Origin of the sequence: Flavobacterium sp. GCM10023249, assembly GCF_042653365.1 — a bacterium.
GTDB lineage: Bacteria > Bacteroidota > Bacteroidia > Flavobacteriales > Flavobacteriaceae > Flavobacterium.
The window spans coordinates 339,179-359,714 of sequence record NZ_JBHSHZ010000009.1 but is presented as its reverse complement, the minus strand read 5'-3'; the positions used below and the strand labels follow the sequence as shown (position 1 = coordinate 359,714).

At 35.6% G+C, this 20,536-nt stretch carries 16 protein-coding genes; 7 read left to right on the top strand and 9 right to left on the bottom strand.

Annotated elements, in window-relative coordinates:
• Positions 1–43: 43 nt before the first annotated feature.
• The 6 genes from ACFO7M_RS08330 to ACFO7M_RS08305 form a co-directional block, all read right to left on the bottom strand.
• The gene (locus ACFO7M_RS08330) at positions 44–2,266 is read right to left on the bottom strand and encodes an NADP-dependent isocitrate dehydrogenase (protein ID WP_379735068.1); all 2,223 of its coding nucleotides are present in this window, start codon (positions 2,264–2,266) and stop codon (positions 44–46) included.
• Positions 2,267–2,384: 118 nt separating this feature from the next.
• Positions 2,385–3,659, bottom strand: a complete 1,275-nt coding sequence (locus ACFO7M_RS08325) for an MFS transporter (RefSeq protein ID WP_379714014.1) — start codon at positions 3,657–3,659, stop codon at positions 2,385–2,387.
• Positions 3,660–5,348, bottom strand: coding sequence for a single-stranded-DNA-specific exonuclease RecJ (gene recJ / locus ACFO7M_RS08320; RefSeq protein WP_379714012.1), 1,689 nt, complete (start codon positions 5,346–5,348; stop codon positions 3,660–3,662). It lies immediately after the preceding gene.
• Between the two features lie 20 nt (positions 5,349–5,368).
• Complete coding sequence (locus tag ACFO7M_RS08315; RefSeq protein ID WP_379714010.1) at positions 5,369–5,722, bottom strand: HopJ type III effector protein; 354 nt, start codon at positions 5,720–5,722, stop codon at positions 5,369–5,371.
• Complete coding sequence (rsmI, locus tag ACFO7M_RS08310) at positions 5,715–6,416, bottom strand: 16S rRNA (cytidine(1402)-2'-O)-methyltransferase (protein ID WP_379714008.1); 702 nt, start codon at positions 6,414–6,416, stop codon at positions 5,715–5,717. Before rsmI ends, ACFO7M_RS08315 begins: the two co-directional genes overlap by 8 nt.
• Positions 6,417–7,319, bottom strand: a complete 903-nt coding sequence (locus ACFO7M_RS08305) for a hypothetical protein (RefSeq protein WP_379735066.1) — start codon at positions 7,317–7,319, stop codon at positions 6,417–6,419. It lies immediately after the preceding gene.
• A gap of 153 nt (positions 7,320–7,472) precedes the next feature.
• Between ACFO7M_RS08305 and ACFO7M_RS08300 the strand changes: the two genes are divergently transcribed.
• From ACFO7M_RS08300 to mscL, 3 genes are all read left to right on the top strand, one after another.
• Entirely contained in the window at positions 7,473–8,111 is a 639-nt protein-coding gene (locus ACFO7M_RS08300) for a thymidine kinase (RefSeq protein WP_379714004.1), read from the top strand.
• Positions 8,108–10,552: a bifunctional UDP-N-acetylmuramoyl-tripeptide:D-alanyl-D-alanine ligase/alanine racemase gene (locus ACFO7M_RS08295; protein WP_379735064.1), complete on the top strand. Its 2,445-nt coding sequence runs from the start codon at positions 8,108–8,110 to the stop codon at positions 10,550–10,552. The genes ACFO7M_RS08300 and ACFO7M_RS08295 overlap by 4 nt, the downstream gene beginning before the upstream one ends.
• A gap of 74 nt (positions 10,553–10,626) precedes the next feature.
• Positions 10,627–11,052, top strand: a complete 426-nt coding sequence (gene mscL, locus ACFO7M_RS08290; RefSeq protein WP_379735062.1) for a large conductance mechanosensitive channel protein MscL — start codon at positions 10,627–10,629, stop codon at positions 11,050–11,052.
• Positions 11,053–11,095: 43 nt separating this feature from the next.
• Here the strand turns inward: mscL and ACFO7M_RS08285 are convergent, their stop codons facing one another.
• On the bottom strand, positions 11,096–11,491 hold the full coding sequence (locus ACFO7M_RS08285; RefSeq protein ID WP_379735060.1) for a hypothetical protein: 396 nt from the start codon (positions 11,489–11,491) through the stop codon (positions 11,096–11,098).
• Positions 11,484–13,451: a metallophosphoesterase gene (locus ACFO7M_RS08280; protein ID WP_379735058.1), complete on the bottom strand. Its 1,968-nt coding sequence runs from the start codon at positions 13,449–13,451 to the stop codon at positions 11,484–11,486. The genes ACFO7M_RS08285 and ACFO7M_RS08280 overlap by 8 nt, the downstream gene beginning before the upstream one ends.
• Positions 13,452–13,697: 246 nt before the next feature.
• Here ACFO7M_RS08280 and ACFO7M_RS08275 point away from each other — a divergent pair, with 246 nt between their 5' ends.
• From ACFO7M_RS08275 to ACFO7M_RS08260, 4 genes are all read left to right on the top strand, one after another.
• Positions 13,698–14,687, top strand: a complete 990-nt coding sequence (locus ACFO7M_RS08275; RefSeq protein WP_379735056.1) for an aspartate-semialdehyde dehydrogenase — start codon at positions 13,698–13,700, stop codon at positions 14,685–14,687.
• 81 nt (positions 14,688–14,768) lie between these two features.
• On the top strand, positions 14,769–15,131 hold the full coding sequence (locus ACFO7M_RS08270) for a hypothetical protein (RefSeq protein WP_379713989.1): 363 nt from the start codon (positions 14,769–14,771) through the stop codon (positions 15,129–15,131).
• A gap of 57 nt (positions 15,132–15,188) precedes the next feature.
• Positions 15,189–17,393 (top strand): TonB-dependent receptor, encoded by a 2,205-nt coding sequence (locus ACFO7M_RS08265; RefSeq protein ID WP_379735054.1) that lies wholly within the window; start codon positions 15,189–15,191, stop codon positions 17,391–17,393.
• Positions 17,394–17,547: 154 nt separating this feature from the next.
• Positions 17,548–19,596 (top strand): prolyl oligopeptidase family serine peptidase, encoded by a 2,049-nt coding sequence (locus tag ACFO7M_RS08260; protein WP_379735516.1) that lies wholly within the window; start codon positions 17,548–17,550, stop codon positions 19,594–19,596.
• A gap of 72 nt (positions 19,597–19,668) precedes the next feature.
• On the opposite strand, the gene ACFO7M_RS08255 is transcribed toward ACFO7M_RS08260, so the two are convergent.
• Positions 19,669–20,454, bottom strand: a complete 786-nt coding sequence (locus ACFO7M_RS08255; RefSeq protein WP_379735052.1) for a TIGR00266 family protein — start codon at positions 20,452–20,454, stop codon at positions 19,669–19,671.
• Between the last annotated feature and the right edge of the window lie 82 nt (positions 20,455–20,536).

Sequence of the window (20,536 nt, the reverse complement as noted above, 5' to 3'; positions counted from 1 at the left end):
CGGTATACGTGGGCTTTTTGTATGAAAACTTTATTCGGATTGACTATGCTAATTTAGCTAAAATCGTATTGAAAGTTTCGCTTGGACGCATGGCTTTGTCTGTCAACTCATTGGATGGCTGATAATAACCACCAATATTTTGTGTTGTGCCTTGCGCGCCAATTAACTCTGCATCAATTTTAGTTTCATTAGCGGTTAATTCGCTAGCAATTGAAGAGAATTTTGCTTGTAGTTCAGTATCTTTTGTTTGGTTAGCCAAAGCTTGTGCCCAGTATAATGCCAAATAGAAGTGAGAACCTCTGTTGTCAATTTGGCCAACTTTTCTTGCAGGAGATTTATCAGTTGCAAGGAACTTTGCATTGGCTTCATCCAAAGTATCAGCTAAAACTTGTGCTTTCGGATTGTTTTGAGTCTGAGCTAAATGTTCCAATGAGGCTTGTAATGCTAAAAATTCACCTAGTGAATCCCAACGTAAATATCCTTCTTCTGTAAATTGTTCAACGTGTTTCGGTGCAGAACCTCCAGCGCCAGTTTCGAATAAACCACCACCATTCATCAAAGGAACGATAGACAACATTTTTGCGGATGTTCCTAATTCTAAAATTGGAAATAAATCGGTTAAATAATCACGTAATACGTTTCCTGAAACTGAAATGGTATCTTTCCCTTCGCGAATTCTACGTAAGGTTTCAGTCATCGCATCTTTCACGTCCATGATGCGAATGTCAAGTCCAGTAGTATCGTAGTCGTTTAAGTATTTCTCAACTTTTTTAATGATTTCTCTGTCGTGTGCTCTACCTTTATCCAACCAGAAAATAGCAGGTGTGTCCGATAAACGGGCTCTGTTAACAGCTAATTTAACCCAGTCTTGGATTGGAGCGTCTTTGGTTTGACACATTCTGAAAATATCACCATTTTCTACATTTTGAGATAATAAAACAGTTCCGTTTTCATCTTCAACTTTTACTGTTCCAGCAGCATCTGCTTGGAAAGTTTTATCGTGTGAACCATATTCTTCCGCTTTTTGAGCCATTAAGCCCACATTTGGAACAGATCCCATTGTTTTTGGATCTAATGCTCCATTTTTAATCATATCGTCAACAACAGCTTGGTAAAAACCTGCATAAGTACGGTCTGGAATGATACAAATCGTGTCTTCTTCTTTTCCTTCTGCATTCCACATTTTACCACCACTACGAGCTAATGCTGCCATAGAAGCATCTACAATTACATCCGATGAAACGTGGAAGTTGGTAATTCCTTTGTCAGAATTTACCATGGCAACGCGTGGTCCATTAGCCAAAGCATTTTCAATGGCTAATTTTACTTCAGCTTCTTGTGCATTACCAGTTATTTTTTCGAATAAATCTTGTAAACCGTTGTTCGGATTGATATCTAATGATTTGAATAAATCAGCATAGGTAACGAAAACCTCTTTGAAGAAAGTTTCAACAATAGCTCCGAAAATAATCGGATCTGAAATTTTCATCATAGTCGCTTTCAAGTGAGCAGAAAGCAATACATTTTTTTCTTTGGCTTCAGCAATTGCCTCTGAAACAAAGGTTTTTAATGCTGCAAGATTCATTACCGAACTATCGATTACTTCTCCAGCTTTTAAGTTTGAAAAATCCTTTAAAACTTTAGTTGAGCCGTCATTTCCTGTAAAAACTATTCTGAATTTACAGTCGTTGGCCACTGTTGTTGAATTTTCAGTACCATAAAAGTCACCAGAATTCATATGTGCTACAGCTGTTTTGCTGTCTGAAGCCCAAACACCCATTTTATGAGGGTTTTCTTTGGCATAGTTTTTAACTGCTTTTGGTGCACGACGATCGGAGTTCCCTTCACGTAATACTGGATTTACTGCAGAACCCAATACTTTAGAGTATTTGGCTTTGATTGTTTTTTCTTCATCATTGGAAGGTTCTTCTGGGAAATTAGGTACAGCAAAACCGTGAGCTTGCAATTCTGCAATAGCTTCTTTTAATTGAGTAATCGAAGCTGAAATATTGGGTAATTTGATGATGTTTGCATCTGGAGTTGTAGCTAACTGACCTAATTCAGCTAAATTATCGGCTACTTTCTGATTGTCTTTTAAGTATTCTGGAAACTGTGATAAAATTCTCGATGCTACGGATATGTCTCTCAATTCTATGTCAATATCAGCTGGAGCTGTGAATGCCTGTACAATTGGTAAAAACGAATGTGTGGCTAACATTGGAGCTTCATCCGTCAAAGTGTAGTGGATTGTCGATTTTTTTGTCATTGTATTTCTATTTCAAAAATGTATGTACGTGTTATAAAATAAGTTAGCAAATATAGTTATTTCAACCCGAAACAATGATGAGAAAACGATAATAATTAATGGTTTTTATTGTCGAAATCTAATTTTCAGCTATGTCTTTTTCAATATTTAAATTTCTGAACTTCGGGGATTTAATACCCATGGTGACTGCTACTAGTAATGTCATAATCCCACCAAAAACTACGGCTGGAACAACTCCCATGAGTCGTGAAGTTAATCCACTTTCAAAGGCGCCTAATTCATTGGATGATCCAACAAATATCGAATTTACGGAAGATACCCTGCCTCTCATGTTGTCGGGTGTATAGAGTTGCAAAATGGTTTGTCGAATAACAACCGAAATACCATCTGTTACACCACTGAAAAATAAAGCAATGACCGAAATCCAGAAATTTTTTGATATGCCAAAAATGATGATACATATTCCGAATAAAAATACGGCTGTGAGTAATTTTTTACCAGCATCGCGATTCAAAGGAATATAGGTTGCAATTAGCATCGTAATTAATCCGCCAATAGAAGGTGCAGCTCTCAAAATACCAAACCCTTCCGAACCCACTTTTAAAATATCGGTGGCAAAGACAGGAATTAATGCAACTGCTCCTCCAAATAATACGGCAAACATATCCAATGAAATTGCATTTAAAATGGTTTTGTTTTCAAACACAAAAGTGATTCCTTCTTTGAGACTATTGAGAAATGGTTCTCCTCGTTTGGGGTTTAAAATAGGTTTTGAATCGATTTGTAAAAGCGCTACTATACCTATAATAATACATGCTACAACAAATAGCATAGAATAATACACACCAATAAATCCAATTGCAAATCCAGCGAATGTTGGGCCGAATACTGCTGCAATCTGCCAAGTTGAACTACTCCAGGCAGCAGCATTGGCTTTTTCTTTATTAGGGACGATTAGTCCTAACAAACTGAAAATAGACGGTATGATAAAAGCTCGAACGATTCCACCTAAAAAGACCAATCCATAAATTGACCAAAGTATACTATTTTTGGAAAGGGTATTGATTATTTCAGGTTTTGTGACCAAACACAGTAAGATACTTATACAGGCCAAAGCGGAAAAGCATTTGATGAGCATTCCTTTTTTTTCGTTTTGATCTACAATATGACCTGCGAATAAAGCAAAAGTAATCGCAGGGATGACTTCCATTAAACCGATAAGTCCTAATGACCAAGGGTCTTTGGTTAATCGGTAAACTTCCCATTCGATTAGTACAAATTGCATGGACCACGCTAGAACAATTCCCAATCGCATGAATAAAAACCAGCGAAACTCCTTAATTTTTAATGAAGAAAACGGATCTTTTCTGTTGTCTTTTATCACTTTATTCAATTATTTTAGATCTCTTAATCGCAATTGTGTGGATGTGGTTCCGTTCCATTCATTTTCATCAATGGAATAAACGATGTCAAATTTTTTATGATTTTCGGTAAGTGTTTTCTTTTTGGCTAATCCAAATCCAATGGCACCAAAACCTTCACTTTCGTCTTGTTTTAGATACAAACGCAAATGTTCTTCATCTTTTCCTATAGATTTTCCGTATCCGGTATCATTTACGCCCTTTGAAATAAATATTGGGCTCATGTTTTCTGGACCATGAGGTTCAAATTGTTTTAGTATACGAAGTAATTTGTCGTTAATGTCTTCGAGATTGATTTCTAAATCCACAGTAATTTCTGGAGTTAATAAATCGGGATGGATGGTTTGTTGAACTATTTCCTCAAATTTATTTTTGAAGGCTTCATAATTTTCTTCCTTGATTGTCATTCCTGCAGCATACATGTGTCCGCCAAATTGTTCCAAAAACTCTGAACTTGCCTCCAATGCGTTATAGATGTCAAAGTCCTTAACAGATCGTGCAGATGCAGCCAATTTATCGCCACTCTTTGTAAACACGATGGTAGGTCGGTAATGGGTTTCAATTAAGCGAGAAGCGACAATACCAATAACGCCTTTGTGCCAGTCTTCTTGATACACCACGGTAGTAAATTTGTCATGCTCATCATTGGTTTGAATTTGCAATAACGCTTCCTGAGTAATTTGTTTATCCAAGTCTTTTCTGTCGGCATTAAAGACTTCAATTTGAGAGGCAAACTCTTCGGCTTGCTCCAAATTGAATTCGGACAACAATTCGACAGCATAATTACCATGTTTTACCCTTCCTGCAGCATTAATACGTGGAGCAATGATAAAAACGACATCGGTAATGGTGAGTTTTTGTTTTTTTACATTTTGAATCAAAGCTTTAATACCCGGTCTCGGGTTGCTATTGATGACATCCAATCCGAATTTTGCCAATATTCTGTTTTCACCTATTATTGGGACAATGTCGGCAGCAATTGCTGTTGCTACTAAATCAAGATAAGGAACTAAATCTTCAATGGTTTCATTTCGGTTTTGCGCTAAAGCCTGAATCAGTTTGAATCCAACACCGCATCCGCATAATTCTTTGAAAGGATAATTGCAATCACTTTGTTTTGGATCTAAAACAGCTACTGCGTCCGGAATGGTATCTCCTGGACGGTGATGATCGCAAATGATGAAATCAATGTTTTTTTCTTTTGCATAATGAATATGATCGATTGATTTGATGCCACAATCCAGAGCAATAATCAGACTGATGCCATTGTCATCGGCAAAATCAATTCCCTTGTAGGATATGCCGTAACCTTCATCATAACGATCAGGAATGTAAGTGGCAATGTTAGGTGAAATTGTTTTTAGATACGAAGACATTAGTGAAACCGAAGTCGTACCATCAACATCATAATCGCCAAAAACTAATATGTTCTCTTGATTTTGAAAGGCTGCTTCTATTCGTCTTACGGCCTTTTCCATATCTTTCATAAGATAGGGGTCATGCAAATCTTCTAAGTTAGGACGAAAAAATTGTCGTGCTTGATCAAAGGTTTCAATTCCTCTCTGTAGTAAAAGAGTGGCAATGATTTCGTCAATTTGTAAAGCGTTTTGTAAGGCTTGTATTTTTTCTTTTTCGGGCTTTGATTTGATTGTCCAACGCATTTAGTAATTGATTTCTGAATTTATATAGTTGATTTCTGAATGAGCGGATTACCTTCAAATTGAATTCCATCCCAACCAAATTGCATAAAGTTTCGGATGTTTTGATGGTCCGTTCCTTCAGGAGTCTGAAGTACATCTTTGTAAAAACCACCAAAAAGAGATAACGTTTCTTCTGTTGTTAAGTTATGCATTTGTGCGAATCCGAATATTTTACATGATCCATTATTTTCACCAGCATTATTAAGTTGATGACCGTTTTTAAAGGTGGTGGGAGTAAAGTCGTAATTAGCATCTATGATGCTGATAACATTCTGAAAATCGAATGCTTCAGTTTTTTTCTTAATAGTTTCTATGAATGTGTTGATATTATTCATCCTCTTTTCTTTTTTCTTTTGATGAAGATTTGCCTGCAATGCAAACTACGATTTCACCTTTCGGAGGTTTTGCTTCAAAATGTTTTAAAACTTCTTCAGCATTACCACGAACCGTTTCTTCGTGCAATTTTGATAATTCTCTTGAAACCGAAACCTGGCGCTCTGCACCGAAATACTGAATAAATTCGCCTAGAGTTTTGATTAATTTATGAGGAGAGACGTATAAAATCATGGTTCTGGTTTCTTCTGCCAAAGCCAAATAACGAGTTTGTCTTCCTTTTTTATCAGGAAGGAACCCTTCGAAAATAAATCGGTCATTGGGAAGTCCGCTATTTACCAATGCGGGAACAAAGGCGGTAGCTCCTGGCAAGCATTCCACATCAATGCCATTTTCTACACATGCTCTAGTAAGTAAGAAACCGGGATCAGATATGGCAGGAGTGCCAGCGTCACTAATTAATGCAATATTTTCACCTGCCTGAATGCGTTTGATTATATTTTCAACCGTTTTATGTTCATTATGCATATGGTGACTTTGCATATGCGTGGCAATTTCAAAATGTTTTAATAGTTTACCACTGTTGCGTGTGTCTTCGGCAAGGATTAAATCGACTTCTTTCAGTACTTTAATAGCTCTGAAAGTCATATCATCAAGGTTGCCAATAGGAGTGGGTACAAGATATAATTTTGACATTTAGGCAAATTTACTTTCAACAAATTCCATGAAGCGCTCTGCAAATTCTTCTTTTCCTTTCCAATCGTTGTAGTCAGGGCGTACCATTTCGTCAATGAAGTTTTTAGCATCTTCAAAAGTGTCAAATGTTGAAATTTGAGAAATAACGCGGTTCAAATCAGCTGTACTACCGTCGAAAAGATTTTTTTCGAAAGCAATACGGTCATTTAAAGTGATATTGATGCCTTTGTTTAATTTGTCATTAAGATTGCTACCCGGTTTTGACTTTTCAGCTTTTTCAAAAATAGGTTCTTCGGCAGCAACAAAGATTTCAGTTTCAGTTTTTTTTGTTTCCTCTACTTTGGTTTCGATGATTTTGGCAATCTCGTTCGGTAGTTTGTTGTTGTCTACACGTTCGAAAACAGGTTCCGGTTGCAAATCACTTAAAATGTCATCAAAAAGAAAATGCTTTTTATCTTCTTTAATAGTTTCTTCAACTTTTACTTCTTTTATTTCTTTTATTTCAGGATTGATTACTTCTTCCTTAGTACTTTCTATTTTAGTTTCAGCTGCTGTAATTTCTTCGATTTTAACTTCAGTAACTTCCTCAACTTTTTTAGTCGCTTCAATTTTTTCTTCAACGGCTTTTTCTTCTGTTTTAATTTCAATAGTGTCGTCTTCTTTCAATTCGGCAACTACAATTTTTTCATCAAAATCAAATGCACGTTCTAATCTATCTTCAATGTCATGAATACCAATTGTTGGTTTTACTTCGTCAAAGTTTTCCTCCACAAATAACAATACCGATAATTTCTCATAAAGCTTTTGTGTTTCATGATGTAATTCACGTACATCGTCTTTATGTTTCATTTTTAAAATTCGGTGCGCAATACTAATTAATTCGGCTTCAAGTTTCTTTCTCATCGTTTTGTTACTTAATTTTTATTGAAGAATGTTAAATGATACTTTTTTTGATAACTTTCTCAGATGTGCTATTAATAGCGTTAGTTTTTTGATATTTTTGTTCTGTTACAAAGTAATAAAAACTATTCATTTTTATCGTTATAAAAATAAAAAATGTTTCTTGAAAATACAGTAAATCATAAAGAACAATTTGGATGGATTGAAGTCATCTGTGGGTCAATGTTTTCGGGAAAAACCGAAGAATTAATCCGTAGATTGAAACGAGCCCAGTTCGCAAAACAGAAAGTAGAAATATTTAAGCCTACGATTGATACCCGATACGACGATGAAATGGTGGTTTCTCACAATAAAAATGAGATTCGTTCCACACCGGTTCCGGCAGCAGCGAATATTCGAATTTTAGCTCAAGGTTGTGATGTAGTAGGTATTGATGAAGCGCAGTTTTTTGATGACGAAATCGTTGCTGTTTGTAACGATTTGGCAAATTCCGGAATTCGTGTCATTGTGGCTGGGTTGGATATGGATTTTAAAGGAAATCCTTTCGGGCCGATGCCTGCTTTGATGGCTACTGCAGAATATGTGACCAAAGTGCATGCTGTATGTACCCGAACGGGTAATTTGGCCCATTTTAGTTTTAGAAAAGCAGCCAGTGATAATTTGGTTTTGTTAGGTGAAACAGATGAATACGAACCATTGAGTAGAGCGGCTTATTTCAATGCGATTCGAAACAATATGGAGGTCGTTGATGAGGAAATTGTCAATAAAAACCAGAACGAAAACGATACAAAATGAGTGTAATTCTAAAAGACATTATCCAAAGTATACATGCTGAAACGAATTTCGAAAATGTTTTAGATAGTATTGAAAATGTTTCTATTGACAGTCGCTCTCTTCAAAATAATAATAAAACTTTATTCTTTGCGCTGGTTGGCCCCAATCACGATGCTCATGTATACATAGATGAGTTAATCACTAAAGGAGTTCATTACTTTGTAGTCAATTATATTCCGGAAGGATTAAATTCCCGAGCTAATTTTTTAGTTGTTGACAATACGTTAAAGGCTTTGCAAGATTTTGCGGCTTATTACCGTGGTTTGTTTGGTTTCCCAGTTATTGGAATTACAGGTAGCAATGGTAAGACGATAGTTAAAGAATGGTTGAATTTTTTATTGGGTCCTGATTACAACATTATTCGAAGTCCGAAGAGTTATAATTCGCAAGTGGGCGTTCCTTTATCGGTAATTGGTATTAATGAAAATCATAATTTTGGAATTTTTGAAGCTGGAATTTCTACTGTTGGTGAAATGGCCCATCTACAAAAGATCATTCGACCTACTATTGGAATATTAACCAATATAGGATCGGCACATGATGAAGGCTTTGTCGATATTTCTCAAAAAATTAAGGAAAAGCTAAAGTTGTTTTCAGATGTTGAGGTGCTGATTCTGAATAAGAATAAAACGATAGAAGCGTTTCTAAAATCGAATACGAAAACATTTACTTGGAGTACACAAGATAGAAGTGCCGATGTTTTTATTCAGAAAAAAGTGGTAGAAGAGCATTCGGAATTGAATATAACCCGGAAAGAGCATTGTTTTAAAATAGCTATTCCATTTACCGATGAAGCTTCCATCGAAAACAGTATGCATTGTATTCTGGCAATGTTGTATTTGAATTATTCCATCGAAATCATTGAGGAAAGGGTTAAGGAGTTGTTTCCTGTGGAAATGCGACTGAAAGTAAAAAACGGGATTAATAATTGTACACTTATCGACGATAGCTATAGTTCCGATTTTCAATCCCTTAAAATTGCTTTGGATTTTCTGGAACATCAAAAACAGCACAAAAAAAGAACGTTGATTTTATCGGATATTTTCCAATCGGGTTTGTCAGATGAAGAATTGTATTCGAGAGTTTCTCATCTTATCGTTTCGCATAAAATAAATCGTGTTTTTTGTATTGGTGAAACGGTGTCAAAATTTAAGAATAAGTTTCTTAACGCTACATCTTTTGCAACGACAGAAGATTTTATTAAAGCATTCGAAAATCTACATTTTATTAGTGAAACCGTTTTAATTAAAGGCTCACGTCAATTCGAGTTTGAAAATATCGTGTCACTACTTGAGGAAAAGACACACGAAACTATTCTGGAAATTAACCTGAACGCCATCAGTCATAATTTGAATTACTTTAAGTCCAAATTAAACCCAAAAACCAAGCTAATGATCATGGTAAAAGCTTTTGGTTATGGAAGTGGAAGTTATGAAATTGCGAAATTATTGGCACACCACAAAGTGGATTATTTAGGTGTGGCTTTCGCCGATGAAGGAATCGAATTGCGCAAAGCGGGAATCGAATTGCCTATTTTGGTGATGAATCCCGAAATGACTAGTTTTCAGACAATAATCCAATACCATTTGGAGCCTGAAATTTATAATGTCAGAGGTTTGAAAGCGTTTCTAAAGATTGCCGATGAAAAACAGTTGCAAGATTATCCGATACACATAAAAATTAATACAGGGATGAATCGCTTGGGTTTTGATCCTGAAGTTTTGCCCGAACTGATTACGATTCTTCAACAGAATAAAAGGGTTGTAATTAAAAGTATCATGTCGCATTTGGCATCAAGTGATGTGCCGGAACATAGAGATTTTACATTGCAGCAAATAGCCGATTTTGAAAGGGATTCGTCTTTGCTGATAAGTGAATTGAATATCGATCCTATTCGTCATATTTGTAATACTTCCGGAATCAGTAATTATCCGCAAGCTCAGTTCGATATGGTCCGACTTGGAATAGGATTGTATGGTGTTTCTAATGAAGCGTACGAACAAGTGAAATTGGAAAATGTAGGAACATTGAAATCTGTCATTTCCCAAATTCGTACCATTGAGGCAGGTGAAAGTGTGGGATATGTGCGCCGATTTATGGCAACTACGACTACAAAAGTCGCAACGATTCCTATTGGATATGCTGACGGAATTTCAAGACTTTGGGGTAATGGAGTTGGTTATGTTTCAATTAACGGAAAGCAAGCGCCAATCATAGGTAGTATTTGTATGGATATGTTGATGATAGATGTAACTGGCATTAATTGTATTGAAGGTAGTGAAGTAATAATTTTCGGAAAAAACCCTTCTGTTATTGATATTGCTAAAGCGACCAATACTATTCCATATGAAATATTAACAAGTATTTCTGCTAGAGTAAAACGAGTTTTTTACAGGGAATAATAATTTGTCAATTGATAAAAAATGTTAAATTAGCGAATCAATTACAATTAACTAACCAAAAAAAACAATTATTTATGGGATTTATTTCAGAATTTAAAGAGTTTGCCATGAAAGGCAATCTGGTGGATATGGCAATTGCTTTCGTAATGGGAGGCGCTTTTGGAAAGGTGGTTACTGCTTTTGTTGAGAAAATGTTCGCACCGGTTGTTGGTCTGCTAATGGGAGGTATAGATCTTAATGACAAAAAATTTGTTATTGTCGATGGGGTAGCTGAAGTTAAAGATGCAGCAGGAGCTGTAACTACACCCGCCGTTGCTGAAGTTGCAATCCAATGGGGCGCTTTTTTAACTGCTCTTATTGATTTTATCATTGTCGCATTCGTAATGTTTTTGATTATTAAAGCAATCAATAAAATGAAGAAACCTGAACCGCCAGCTGCCCCAGCAGGTCCAACTCAGGAAGAATTGCTAACTCAAATTAGAGATTTGCTTAAAAAATAAAGTTTTGTTTATAAAAAAGGAGGATTCAAAAATCCTCCTTTTTTTATGATCTTACCTTGAGCCAGTTTTTTGCGTTTTCAGGTATTCCTAAAATGAGAAGTAAAACTAATGGTAAACACCAATTGGCTGACCTCTCAACAAATTCTATAAATTCTTGACCGGAAATTGGTCTACTTAAGGCAGTTGCTAATGCCCAAAGGATAGCCCATAAGACAATAATTCGGATGGGGAATAATAAAATTAGTATTGCTACAATAATATCCAAAATTCCTATAAGTGGCAGTAGTTGTATTGCTTGTGCATCGGTAAAACCGAAACAGGTAAGTAATGGTATCCATTTTGGATTGACGCCCAAAGCTACAATACCATGACCCAAATAGGTGCCGAAAACACCTAATCGGGCACATTTTTCAATGCTATTTAAGATATTCTTATTCACGGACTAATATGGATGTGTCTTTTTGGTTTTCCATTTGAATTTCAAAAACATATACACCCGCTTTTAATGCTTTGCCATTATAGGTGTATGAGAAATCTGTTGTCGATTTGTTGGTTTTTTCCGTTGTAATTAGTTTTCCTTTTACATCGTAAATATTGATAATAGCATTTCCTGTGTATGGTGATGAATAATCAACTTTGAATGATTCTTGAATCGGATTCGGATACACTTTAATTGGATAGAAAGTTTGCTTTTGTGGTTGTGTTGCTAAATACGGTTTGTTAATGCAGAAATTATCAATTGCTACATTAGTATCGTCGTAAACAGTACCGCATAACGTTGTATTGGTTACATCAAACATTACATAATGATAATCGGATTTAAAGGCTTGTAAGAAAGAAGAGCTTCCCGCTGTATACAAAGGCGCGCCAGCACCACCACAAACAACCTGACATCTTCCTTCAGTTGGTTGGCTACCATAATTTGCTACCGGAGATGTAGTACTTACATTTCGGTTTATAGGTTTAAAACGCTCGTACAAATGATCATGGCCTGTTAAAATCAAATCTACTCCATAATCGTCAAAAGCTTTGAACCATGTATTCCAATAGGCATCCATTTCACCAGCATGAGGACCAACAGTATAGAATGGTCTGTGAAAAGATATTATTTTCCATTTTTTTGTTGCGTTGGCAGCTAAAGTTGCTTTAAGCCAATTGTATTGAGTTACATCCGAAGGTGTTTCAGAGTTCAAACAAATAAATACTGTTTCTCCATATTCTACCGAATAATACAATTCGGTTTGTGGAGTGTTGTTTTTTGGTAAATCGAAAATGTTCTGGTAATAGGAAGCGGAAGCTACGTCGTGATTACCTTGAGCATGTAAAATTAATTTGTTTTCAATTAGATTTTTTCCATTATCAAACCAAGCATTCCATTGTGATGCTGAACTACCCGTGTCAACAATATCTCCGTTGAATACCACAAAAGCGGGATTTCTGTTGTTGGTTAATGTAGAAATGGTATTCCAAACACCAACATTAGTTCTACTGTCTCCAACCGCTGCAAATTTAAATGTATTGGTAGTTAAATCTGGAGCGGTTGAGTATGTTTTTTGTGCACTCCATACTCCTGAAACCGAATCAAATAAAGAATAGTAAATAATTGAGTTAGCGGTCACAGCTCCTGGAAAAGTATAACTGAAAAATTTATTAGTAGATGACGAATATCCGGAACGAGAAGCTACATTACTTGTGCCTTGTTCATACGATGTAGTGTATCCCCATTTAATTTGGTCTGTGGTTGCTGCGGTTGAATTGGTCCATGATACGGTCAAACCTTCCAATGGATTTTTTGTGGTTCCCCAACGAATATGCTTCTGTGTTACAGATGCTGGTGCACTGGTGTTACCGATAAGTTCCAAATCGAAACTGATGTCAGAACTGTTGGCTGCATTTTGATGAATTTCAACTGCGATTGTGTTATTACCGGTTACAAAAGTATTGATAGGAAGGGTCGTGGTTTGAAATGTTCCACCGTCATCACTCGCCAATGTTGCTAAAGTAGTATAACTCGCTCCGGAGGCTAAATTATTTCTGTAAACTTCCGTTCCGTTAACGTAAACTGCAACACCATCATCTCTTTTTACTTTTAATGTATAGTTCAAGAACGCACTTGCATTAGCTACATTGAATGTTTTTCTAAAATAGGTAGTAATATATTTGTTTGAAGAACTTGACCCATAGGATACTACAGTGGCTTCGTCTCCATCACCGTAGCCCAGTTGCGCATTTCCTTGCGACCATCCAGTTTCGTTAATTGTAGTGGCTCTCCAAGCCGTTCCCTGATTGGAGCCATTGGCTAAGTATTTCCATGAAGAACCGGTGCTGACAAGCGTGGTTTGCGCTGTAAGTAAGTTATGCGCCCCAAAGCATAACAGAAGTAATAAGATTTTTTTCATTTTTTTTAGTTTTTTAGTTGGCGCAAAAATAATAAAAATAAGAATTTTCTTAGTTTATATTTGGGTTATTCTTTTGTAAATCAATTGAGTTTGGTTTGTAAAAACTTGTTAAGTTAATGTTATACTCGTATTCAAAAAAAGGTAATTTGCATTTTTATAACATTTTGTTAAATTTTGTTAATACGTTTTTGGAAACCAAATATTATTTACTTTTGTGTTGTCAAAATTTAAACACACACATTTAAGATGAAAGTAGCCGTTGTAGGTGCTACCGGTATGGTAGGAGAAGTAATGCTTCAGGTATTGGCGGAAAGAAATTTTCCAATTACAGAATTAATCCCAGTTGCTTCAGAAAGATCTGTTGGAAACGAGATTGAATTTAAAGGCAATAAGTATAAGGTGGTTGGAATGCAAACAGCTATTGACATGAAGCCTGCTATTGCAATTTTTTCTGCTGGTGGAGATACTTCTAAAGAATGGGCACCCAAATTTGCTGAGGTTGGTACCACAGTAATTGACAATTCTTCTGCTTGGAGAATGGATCCAACCAAAAAATTAATTGTTCCTGAAATCAATGCTTCTGTTTTGACGAAAGAAGATAAAATTATTGCTAACCCCAATTGTTCGACTATTCAAATGGTAATGGTTTTGGCACCATTACATAAAGAATACGACATCAAGCGTGTAGTTGTTTCTACCTATCAGTCCATCACAGGAACAGGTGTGAAAGCGGTTCGACAATTGGAAAATGAATACGAAGGTGTAAAAGGTGAAATGGCTTATAAATATCAAATTCACCGCAACGCAATACCTCAATGTGATGTTTTTGAAGAAAATGATTACACTAAAGAGGAAATGAAATTAGTTCGTGAAACACAAAAAATTTTAGACGATAAAACAATTGCTGTTACAGCCACTGCAGTTAGAATACCAGTTGTTGGAGGGCATAGTGAAGCGGTAAACGTTGAGTTTGAAAAAGACTTTGAAGTAAGTAATGTTCGTCAGATTTTGCATCATACCCAAGGTGTCACTGTTCAGGACAATGTAGATACTTTTACGTTCCCAATGCCTTTATACGCCCAAGGCAAAGACGATGTTTTCGTAGGTAGAATTCGTCGAGATGGAAGTCAGCCGAATACATTAAATATGTGGATTGTTGCGGATAATTTACGTAAAGGTGCCGCTACAAATGCCATTCAAATCGCTGAATATCTTGTAGCTAATAATTTAGTGTAACCGCTTAAAAAATAAATTAATTTGAATCCGTTTGACTTTTTGTTGAACGGATTTATTTTTTGTTTTATATATTTGTTCAGAATGAAAAAGAAATTAGTCATATTAAACTACTCTTTGGTGATGGTAGTACTCTTTGGAGTACTGTTTCAATCACTGCATTCATTCGAGCATTTAGTCGAGCAATTAACTTCTGAACATTGCGACCACAAATACCATAAAGATAAAACTGAATTCACACACAGTCATCATGATTTTGACGACTGTTTTGTTTGTGAATATGCTTTTAGCAACTACATACCAACCGATTTTTTTACTTTTGAAAGTAAAATTCCGGTTTACGATACTATCAGTTTGTTTGGTTACGGTGAAAAATTTGTTTTTTTCTCTGGTAGTACATCAAAATCCCGAGGCCCACCTTCTTTTATTGTTTACGATATTTTTTAGGATTTCCAATTCATTTTGGATTTCCATTTTCTATTTAAACAATAATCATTAAATCCAATGAAATCATTTTTTATATCCCTATTTATAGGGTTAACGTCTTTTGTAAATGCGCAAAGCAGCTTTTCCGGAACTGTATCGGACGAAAATAAGTATCCCATTAAAAATACTACTGTGGCTATTCCAGAGTTGCATAAAGAAATAATTACCAACGAAGAAGGTAAATACCGATTTGTGAATTTACCATCGGGAAGTTTTACGATTATTTTTTCACACCCTGAATTTGATAGTACCATTGTCACTATCCAATTGAAAGATGGTGAAACAGAGTATGATGTTGTATTGACGGAGGAACATACTCACCATATTGATGAAGTGATCGTTTCGACAGTTTTCAATAAAATGCAATCGCAAAATGTAATGAAAGTTGAAAATCAGAAGATCAAAGATTTGAAACAAAAAGGAGCGGCTTCATTAGTTGAGGGTTTGGCAACGATTCCCGGAGTGTCCAATATTTCTACAGGTACTTCCATAGGTAAGCCGGTTATACGTGGTTTAAGCGGAAATAGAGTTTTGATTTATACACAAGGTGTTCGATTGGAAAATCAGCAATTTGGCGAAGAACACGGCTTAGGATTGAATGATAATGGTGTTGAAAGTGTAGAGGTTATCAAAGGACCGGCTTCTTTATTATATGGTTCAGATGCTTTGGGAGGTGTGTTGTATTTTAATCCAGAAAAATTTGCAAATCCGAATTCATATGCAGCAGATTTTAGCCAAAAGTATTTTACCAATTCACAAGGTAGTACGACCAGTTTTGGTTTGAAATCATCCAATGAAAATTGGAAATTTTTAACTAGGGGTAGCTATAATACCCATATCGATTACCAAATGCCAAATGGAAACAGGGTTACCAATACTCGTTTTGAAGAAACCGATTTTAAAACCGGTATTAGTTACAGTAATGCTAAATTTTCTTCAACCTTTCGCTATAATTTAAACCTTTTGACTTTAGGACTACCCGAGGAAATTGGTAAAAACACAACGGTTAGAAACCCAGATTTCCCGCGTCAGGGTGTGTTTAGTCAAATTGCAAGCTTGCACAATAAAATCTTCTTTAAAAACTCTAAATTGAATTTGGATTTTGGATATATAGCTAACGATAGAAAAGAATTTGAAGATAGTTTGAAACCTATTCTAGATATGGATTTGCAAACTTTTAATTTTGATGCAAAATATGAATTTCCAAAATTCGGAAAATTTGAAACTATTTTTGGTGTACAAGGAATGACACAAACAAATACCAATTTTGGTGAGGAGATGTTAATTCCTAATGCTAAAACTAATGATGTCGGAGCTTTGATAACGACAAATTATACGTTGAAAAAGCATGTAATTCAAGCGGGTATTCGTTTTGATAATAGAAATATTACTACCGAAAATCATGGAATAGTGGGAGAAGAAGGTTATTTTCAAGCCATTGATAAAAAATTCAACAGTTGGAACGCTTCATTGGGTTATAAAACATCAATCACCGCTAATTTAACCATGCGTTTGAATATTGCTTCTGGATTTAGAGCACCCAACTTAGCCGAACTAACATCAAACGGGGTTCATGAAGGGAGTAATCGCTACGAAATTGGTAATGCCAATCTTAAAAATGAACAAAACATTCAAACCGATTTGAATTTTGAATACGGAAATAAACATTTTGAATTTTTTGTGAATGGATTTTACAACCGTATCAGGAATTATATTTTTATTGCTCCGAATGGTAATGTGATCGACGGTAATGATGTTTACGATTATGTACAAAACGATGCCAATTTATATGGTGGGGAAGCCGGAATTCACTTGCATCCGCATCCAGTAGATTGGCTGCATATTACCAGTAGCTTCGAATCTGTAACCGGGAAGAAACAAGATGGAGAATTTTTGCCACTAATTCCTTCTAATAAATGGAGTAATACCATTAAAACTGATTTTAAATTCAAATGGCTTAAAGCAGGTTATGCCTCTTTAAACTTTGACACTTTTTTTGCTCAAAACAATGTTGGAATGTTTGAAACGAAAACTTCGGAATATAGTTTGTTGAATTTCGGATTGGGAGGTCAAATTAATTGTAAAGCATTTAAATGTGAATTAAGTTTAAATGGTAATAATGTGCTCAACCGTGAGTATGTTTCCCATTTGTCGCGATTAAAAGCAGACGGTATTCCAAATATTGGTAGAAACTTTAGTATTGGAATTAATTTTAATTTGTAACAAATTTCGAGTATTTTGTTATTAACTAGATAATATGGTTTGAAAACGTATTTTTGTGTTAAACCAAATTCAAACAATGAAAAAACTAGTTACATCATTGGCCATAGTAATTACAATTTCGGCTAATGCTCAAACAAAAAAGATTGCAAAAGGAATGAAATATCCTACAACAAAAAAAGTAGAACATGTTGATAGCTACTTTGGTATCAAAGTGATTGATCCTTACCGATGGTTGGAAGACGATCGCTCCTCAGAAACAGAAGCTTGGGTAAAAGAGCAAAATTCGGTTACCTATAACTATTTAAATCAGATTTCGTATCGAGATGCTTTGAAAAAGCGTTTGGAAAAAATGTGGAATTTCGAGAAAATAGGCTCACCTTTTACAGAGGGTGATTTTACCTACTTTTTTAAGAACAACGGTTTACAAAATCAATCGGTTTTGTATCGTAAAGACCAATCAGGAAAAGAAGAGGTTTTTTTGGATCCAAATACTTTTTCTACAGACGGTACGACTTCTTTGGCAGGAATTAATTTTTCAAAAGATGGAAGTAAAGCAGCGTATCAAATTTCAATTGGTGGATCTGATTGGCGCGAAGTAATTATTATTGATACGAAAACAAAACAAGTGCTCGAGAATAAATTGGTTGATGTGAAGTTTAGTGGTATTTCTTGGTATAAAAACGATGGATTCTATTATTCAAGTTATGACAAACCAAATGGAAGTGAACTTTCGGCAAAAACCGATCAACATAAATTGTATTATCATCAATTAGGGACATCTCAAAAAGAAGATAAAGTAATCTTTGGTTTAGATCAAAAACGACGTTATGTTGGTGGTGGTGTAACGGAAGACGATCACTATTTAGTAATTTCGGCTTCGAATTCGACTTCCGGTAACGAATTGTATATTAAAGATCTTTCTGCAGTAAATAGTCCAATTGTTACAATTGTGGATAATTTCAATTCCGATAATGATGTTGTTGAAAACGTAGGTGGTAAATTGTTCATCTATACCAACTACAAAGCACCAAATAAGAAGGTTGTAACCGTAGATGTGGCGAATCCAACACCGGAAAACTGGAAAGATTTAATCGGTGAAACGGATAATGTTTTATCTGTTACAACCGGTAGTGGTTTTATTTTTGCAGATTATATGAAGGATGCTGTTTCTTTGGTGAAACAATTTGATTATAATGGTAATTTAGTTCGTACTATTGAGTTGCCTGGAGTAGGTACAGCAGGTGGTTTTTCGGGTAAACCTAAAGATGATGTTTTGTATTATTTCTTTTCTAATTATTATACTCCTGGAAGTATTTATTCTTTAGATCCTAAAACCGGAATTTCTAAGGTATATCAAAAACCGAAAGTTGATTTCAATTCGGACGAATACGAATCCAAACAAGTATTTTATACCTCCAAAGACGGAACTAAAATTCCCATGATTATTACTTATAAAAAGGGAATCAAACTTAATGGAAAGAATCCAACCATTCTTTATGGTTATGGAGGTTTTAATGTGAGTTTAACGCCAAGTTTCAGTATTTCTACAGCGCTTTGGTTGGAAAATGGAGGCGTATTTGCAGTACCCAATTTGAGAGGTGGTGGTGAATACGGAAAGAAATGGCATGATGCGGGAACTAAAATGCAGAAGCAAAATGTTTTTGATGATTTTATTGCAGCAGCCGAATATTTGATTGCTGAGAAGTTTACTTCAAATGACTTTTTAGCAGTTAGAGGAGGTTCAAACGGTGGATTATTGGTTGGTGCAGTAATGACGCAACGTCCGGATTTGATGAAAGTTGCTTTACCTGCTGTTGGAGTTTTAGATATGCTGCGTTATCATACATTTACTGCTGGAGCAGGTTGGGCCTACGATTATGGAACTTCGGAAGATTCGGTGGAAATGTTTGAGTATATTAAAAAATATTCGCCGGTGCATAATGTGAAACCCGATAGACAATATCCTGCCACTATGGTAACTACAGGTGATCATGATGATCGTGTAGTGCCTGCACACAGTTTTAAATTTGCTGCCGAATTGCAAGAGAAATATTCGGGTTCAAATCCGATGCTAATTCGTATCGATATCAATGCTGGACATGGTGCCGGAAAATCTGTGGCAGCAACTATCCAGGAAAATGTAGATATTCAGGCTTTTACGTTGTTTAGTATGGGAATTAAAAAATTGTCCGTTAAAATATAAAGAACTAAGAATACATAAAAAAAAAGACTAAGCATTGCTTAGTCTTTTTTTTTTATGTATTGAAGTCTCAGATTAAATTCCGTCGACTAATTTTCCTAATCCACCTAAAACTCCACCTTCTTCTTTGGTACTGTTGAATCCACCAGCGGCAATAATTTTGCCGGCTAATCTACTAAAAGGTAACGATTGGATATAGACTATTCCTGGTCCTCGAAGTGTAGCATAGAACAAACCTTCTCCTCCGAAGATTGAATTTTTGATTCCTCCAATGAATTCGATATCGTAATCAACATCTTGGGTAAAACCAACAATACATCCTGTATCTACTTTTAAAACTTCGCCGGGTTGTAATTCTTTGCGGGCCAATGTTCCACCAGAATGTACAAAAGCCATTCCATCTCCTTCAATTTTTTGCATGATGAAACCTTCACCACCAAAAAGCCCACGGCCTAATTTTTTAGAAAACTCAATACCTACCGAAACGCCTTTGGCAGCACATAAGAAAGAGTCTTTTTGGCAAATGAATTTTCCTTGATACTGAGTTAAATCGATAGCGACAATTTTTCCAGGATACGGAGATGCAAACGATACTTTTCTTTTGTCCGAATCTTGGTTCATATAAGCGGTCATAAATAAACTTTCGCCAGTAAGCATTCGTTTACCAGCACTTAAAAGTTTACCCATGATACCTGTTTGTTGTCCGGATCCATCACCGAAAATTGTTTCCATTTTGATGCCGTTGTCCATCATCATAAAGCTTCCTGCTTCGGCAACAACAACTTCTTGTGGGTCTAATTCTATTTCAACATATTGCATTTCTTCACCATAAATATGGTAATCAATTTCGTGAGCTTGCATAATTTCTTTAGTTTTTCAATTATAGTAATTAGACAATTATTACGAAGAAATGTTACATGAAAACAAATAAAAAGTGCTTCCT

What these genes read in the sequence shown, in the direction of transcription:
- ACFO7M_RS08300 (WP_379714004.1), top strand. Translation starts at nt 7,473, where the DNA reads ATGTTTCTTGAAAATACAGTAAATCATAAAGAACAATTTGGATGGATT.
- rsmI (WP_379714008.1), bottom strand. Translation starts at nt 6,416, where the DNA reads ATGTCAAAATTATATCTTGTACCCACTCCTATTGGCAACCTTGATGAT.
- recJ (WP_379714012.1), bottom strand. Translation starts at nt 5,348, where the DNA reads ATGCGTTGGACAATCAAATCAAAGCCCGAAAAAGAAAAAATACAAGCC.
- ACFO7M_RS08270 (WP_379713989.1), top strand. Translation starts at nt 14,769, where the DNA reads ATGAAAAAGAAATTAGTCATATTAAACTACTCTTTGGTGATGGTAGTA.
- ACFO7M_RS08305 (WP_379735066.1), bottom strand. Translation starts at nt 7,319, where the DNA reads ATGAGAAAGAAACTTGAAGCCGAATTAATTAGTATTGCGCACCGAATT.
- ACFO7M_RS08330 (WP_379735068.1), bottom strand. Translation starts at nt 2,266, where the DNA reads ATGACAAAAAAATCGACAATCCACTACACTTTGACGGATGAAGCTCCA.
- ACFO7M_RS08265 (WP_379735054.1), top strand. Translation starts at nt 15,189, where the DNA reads ATGAAATCATTTTTTATATCCCTATTTATAGGGTTAACGTCTTTTGTA.
- ACFO7M_RS08260 (WP_379735516.1), top strand. Translation starts at nt 17,548, where the DNA reads ATGAAATATCCTACAACAAAAAAAGTAGAACATGTTGATAGCTACTTT.
- ACFO7M_RS08295 (WP_379735064.1), top strand. Translation starts at nt 8,108, where the DNA reads ATGAGTGTAATTCTAAAAGACATTATCCAAAGTATACATGCTGAAACG.
- ACFO7M_RS08280 (WP_379735058.1), bottom strand. Translation starts at nt 13,451, where the DNA reads ATGAAAAAAATCTTATTACTTCTGTTATGCTTTGGGGCGCATAACTTA.
- ACFO7M_RS08315 (WP_379714010.1), bottom strand. Translation starts at nt 5,722, where the DNA reads ATGAATAATATCAACACATTCATAGAAACTATTAAGAAAAAAACTGAA.
- mscL (WP_379735062.1), top strand. Translation starts at nt 10,627, where the DNA reads ATGGGATTTATTTCAGAATTTAAAGAGTTTGCCATGAAAGGCAATCTG.
- ACFO7M_RS08275 (WP_379735056.1), top strand. Translation starts at nt 13,698, where the DNA reads ATGAAAGTAGCCGTTGTAGGTGCTACCGGTATGGTAGGAGAAGTAATG.
- ACFO7M_RS08255 (WP_379735052.1), bottom strand. Translation starts at nt 20,454, where the DNA reads ATGCAAGCTCACGAAATTGATTACCATATTTATGGTGAAGAAATGCAA.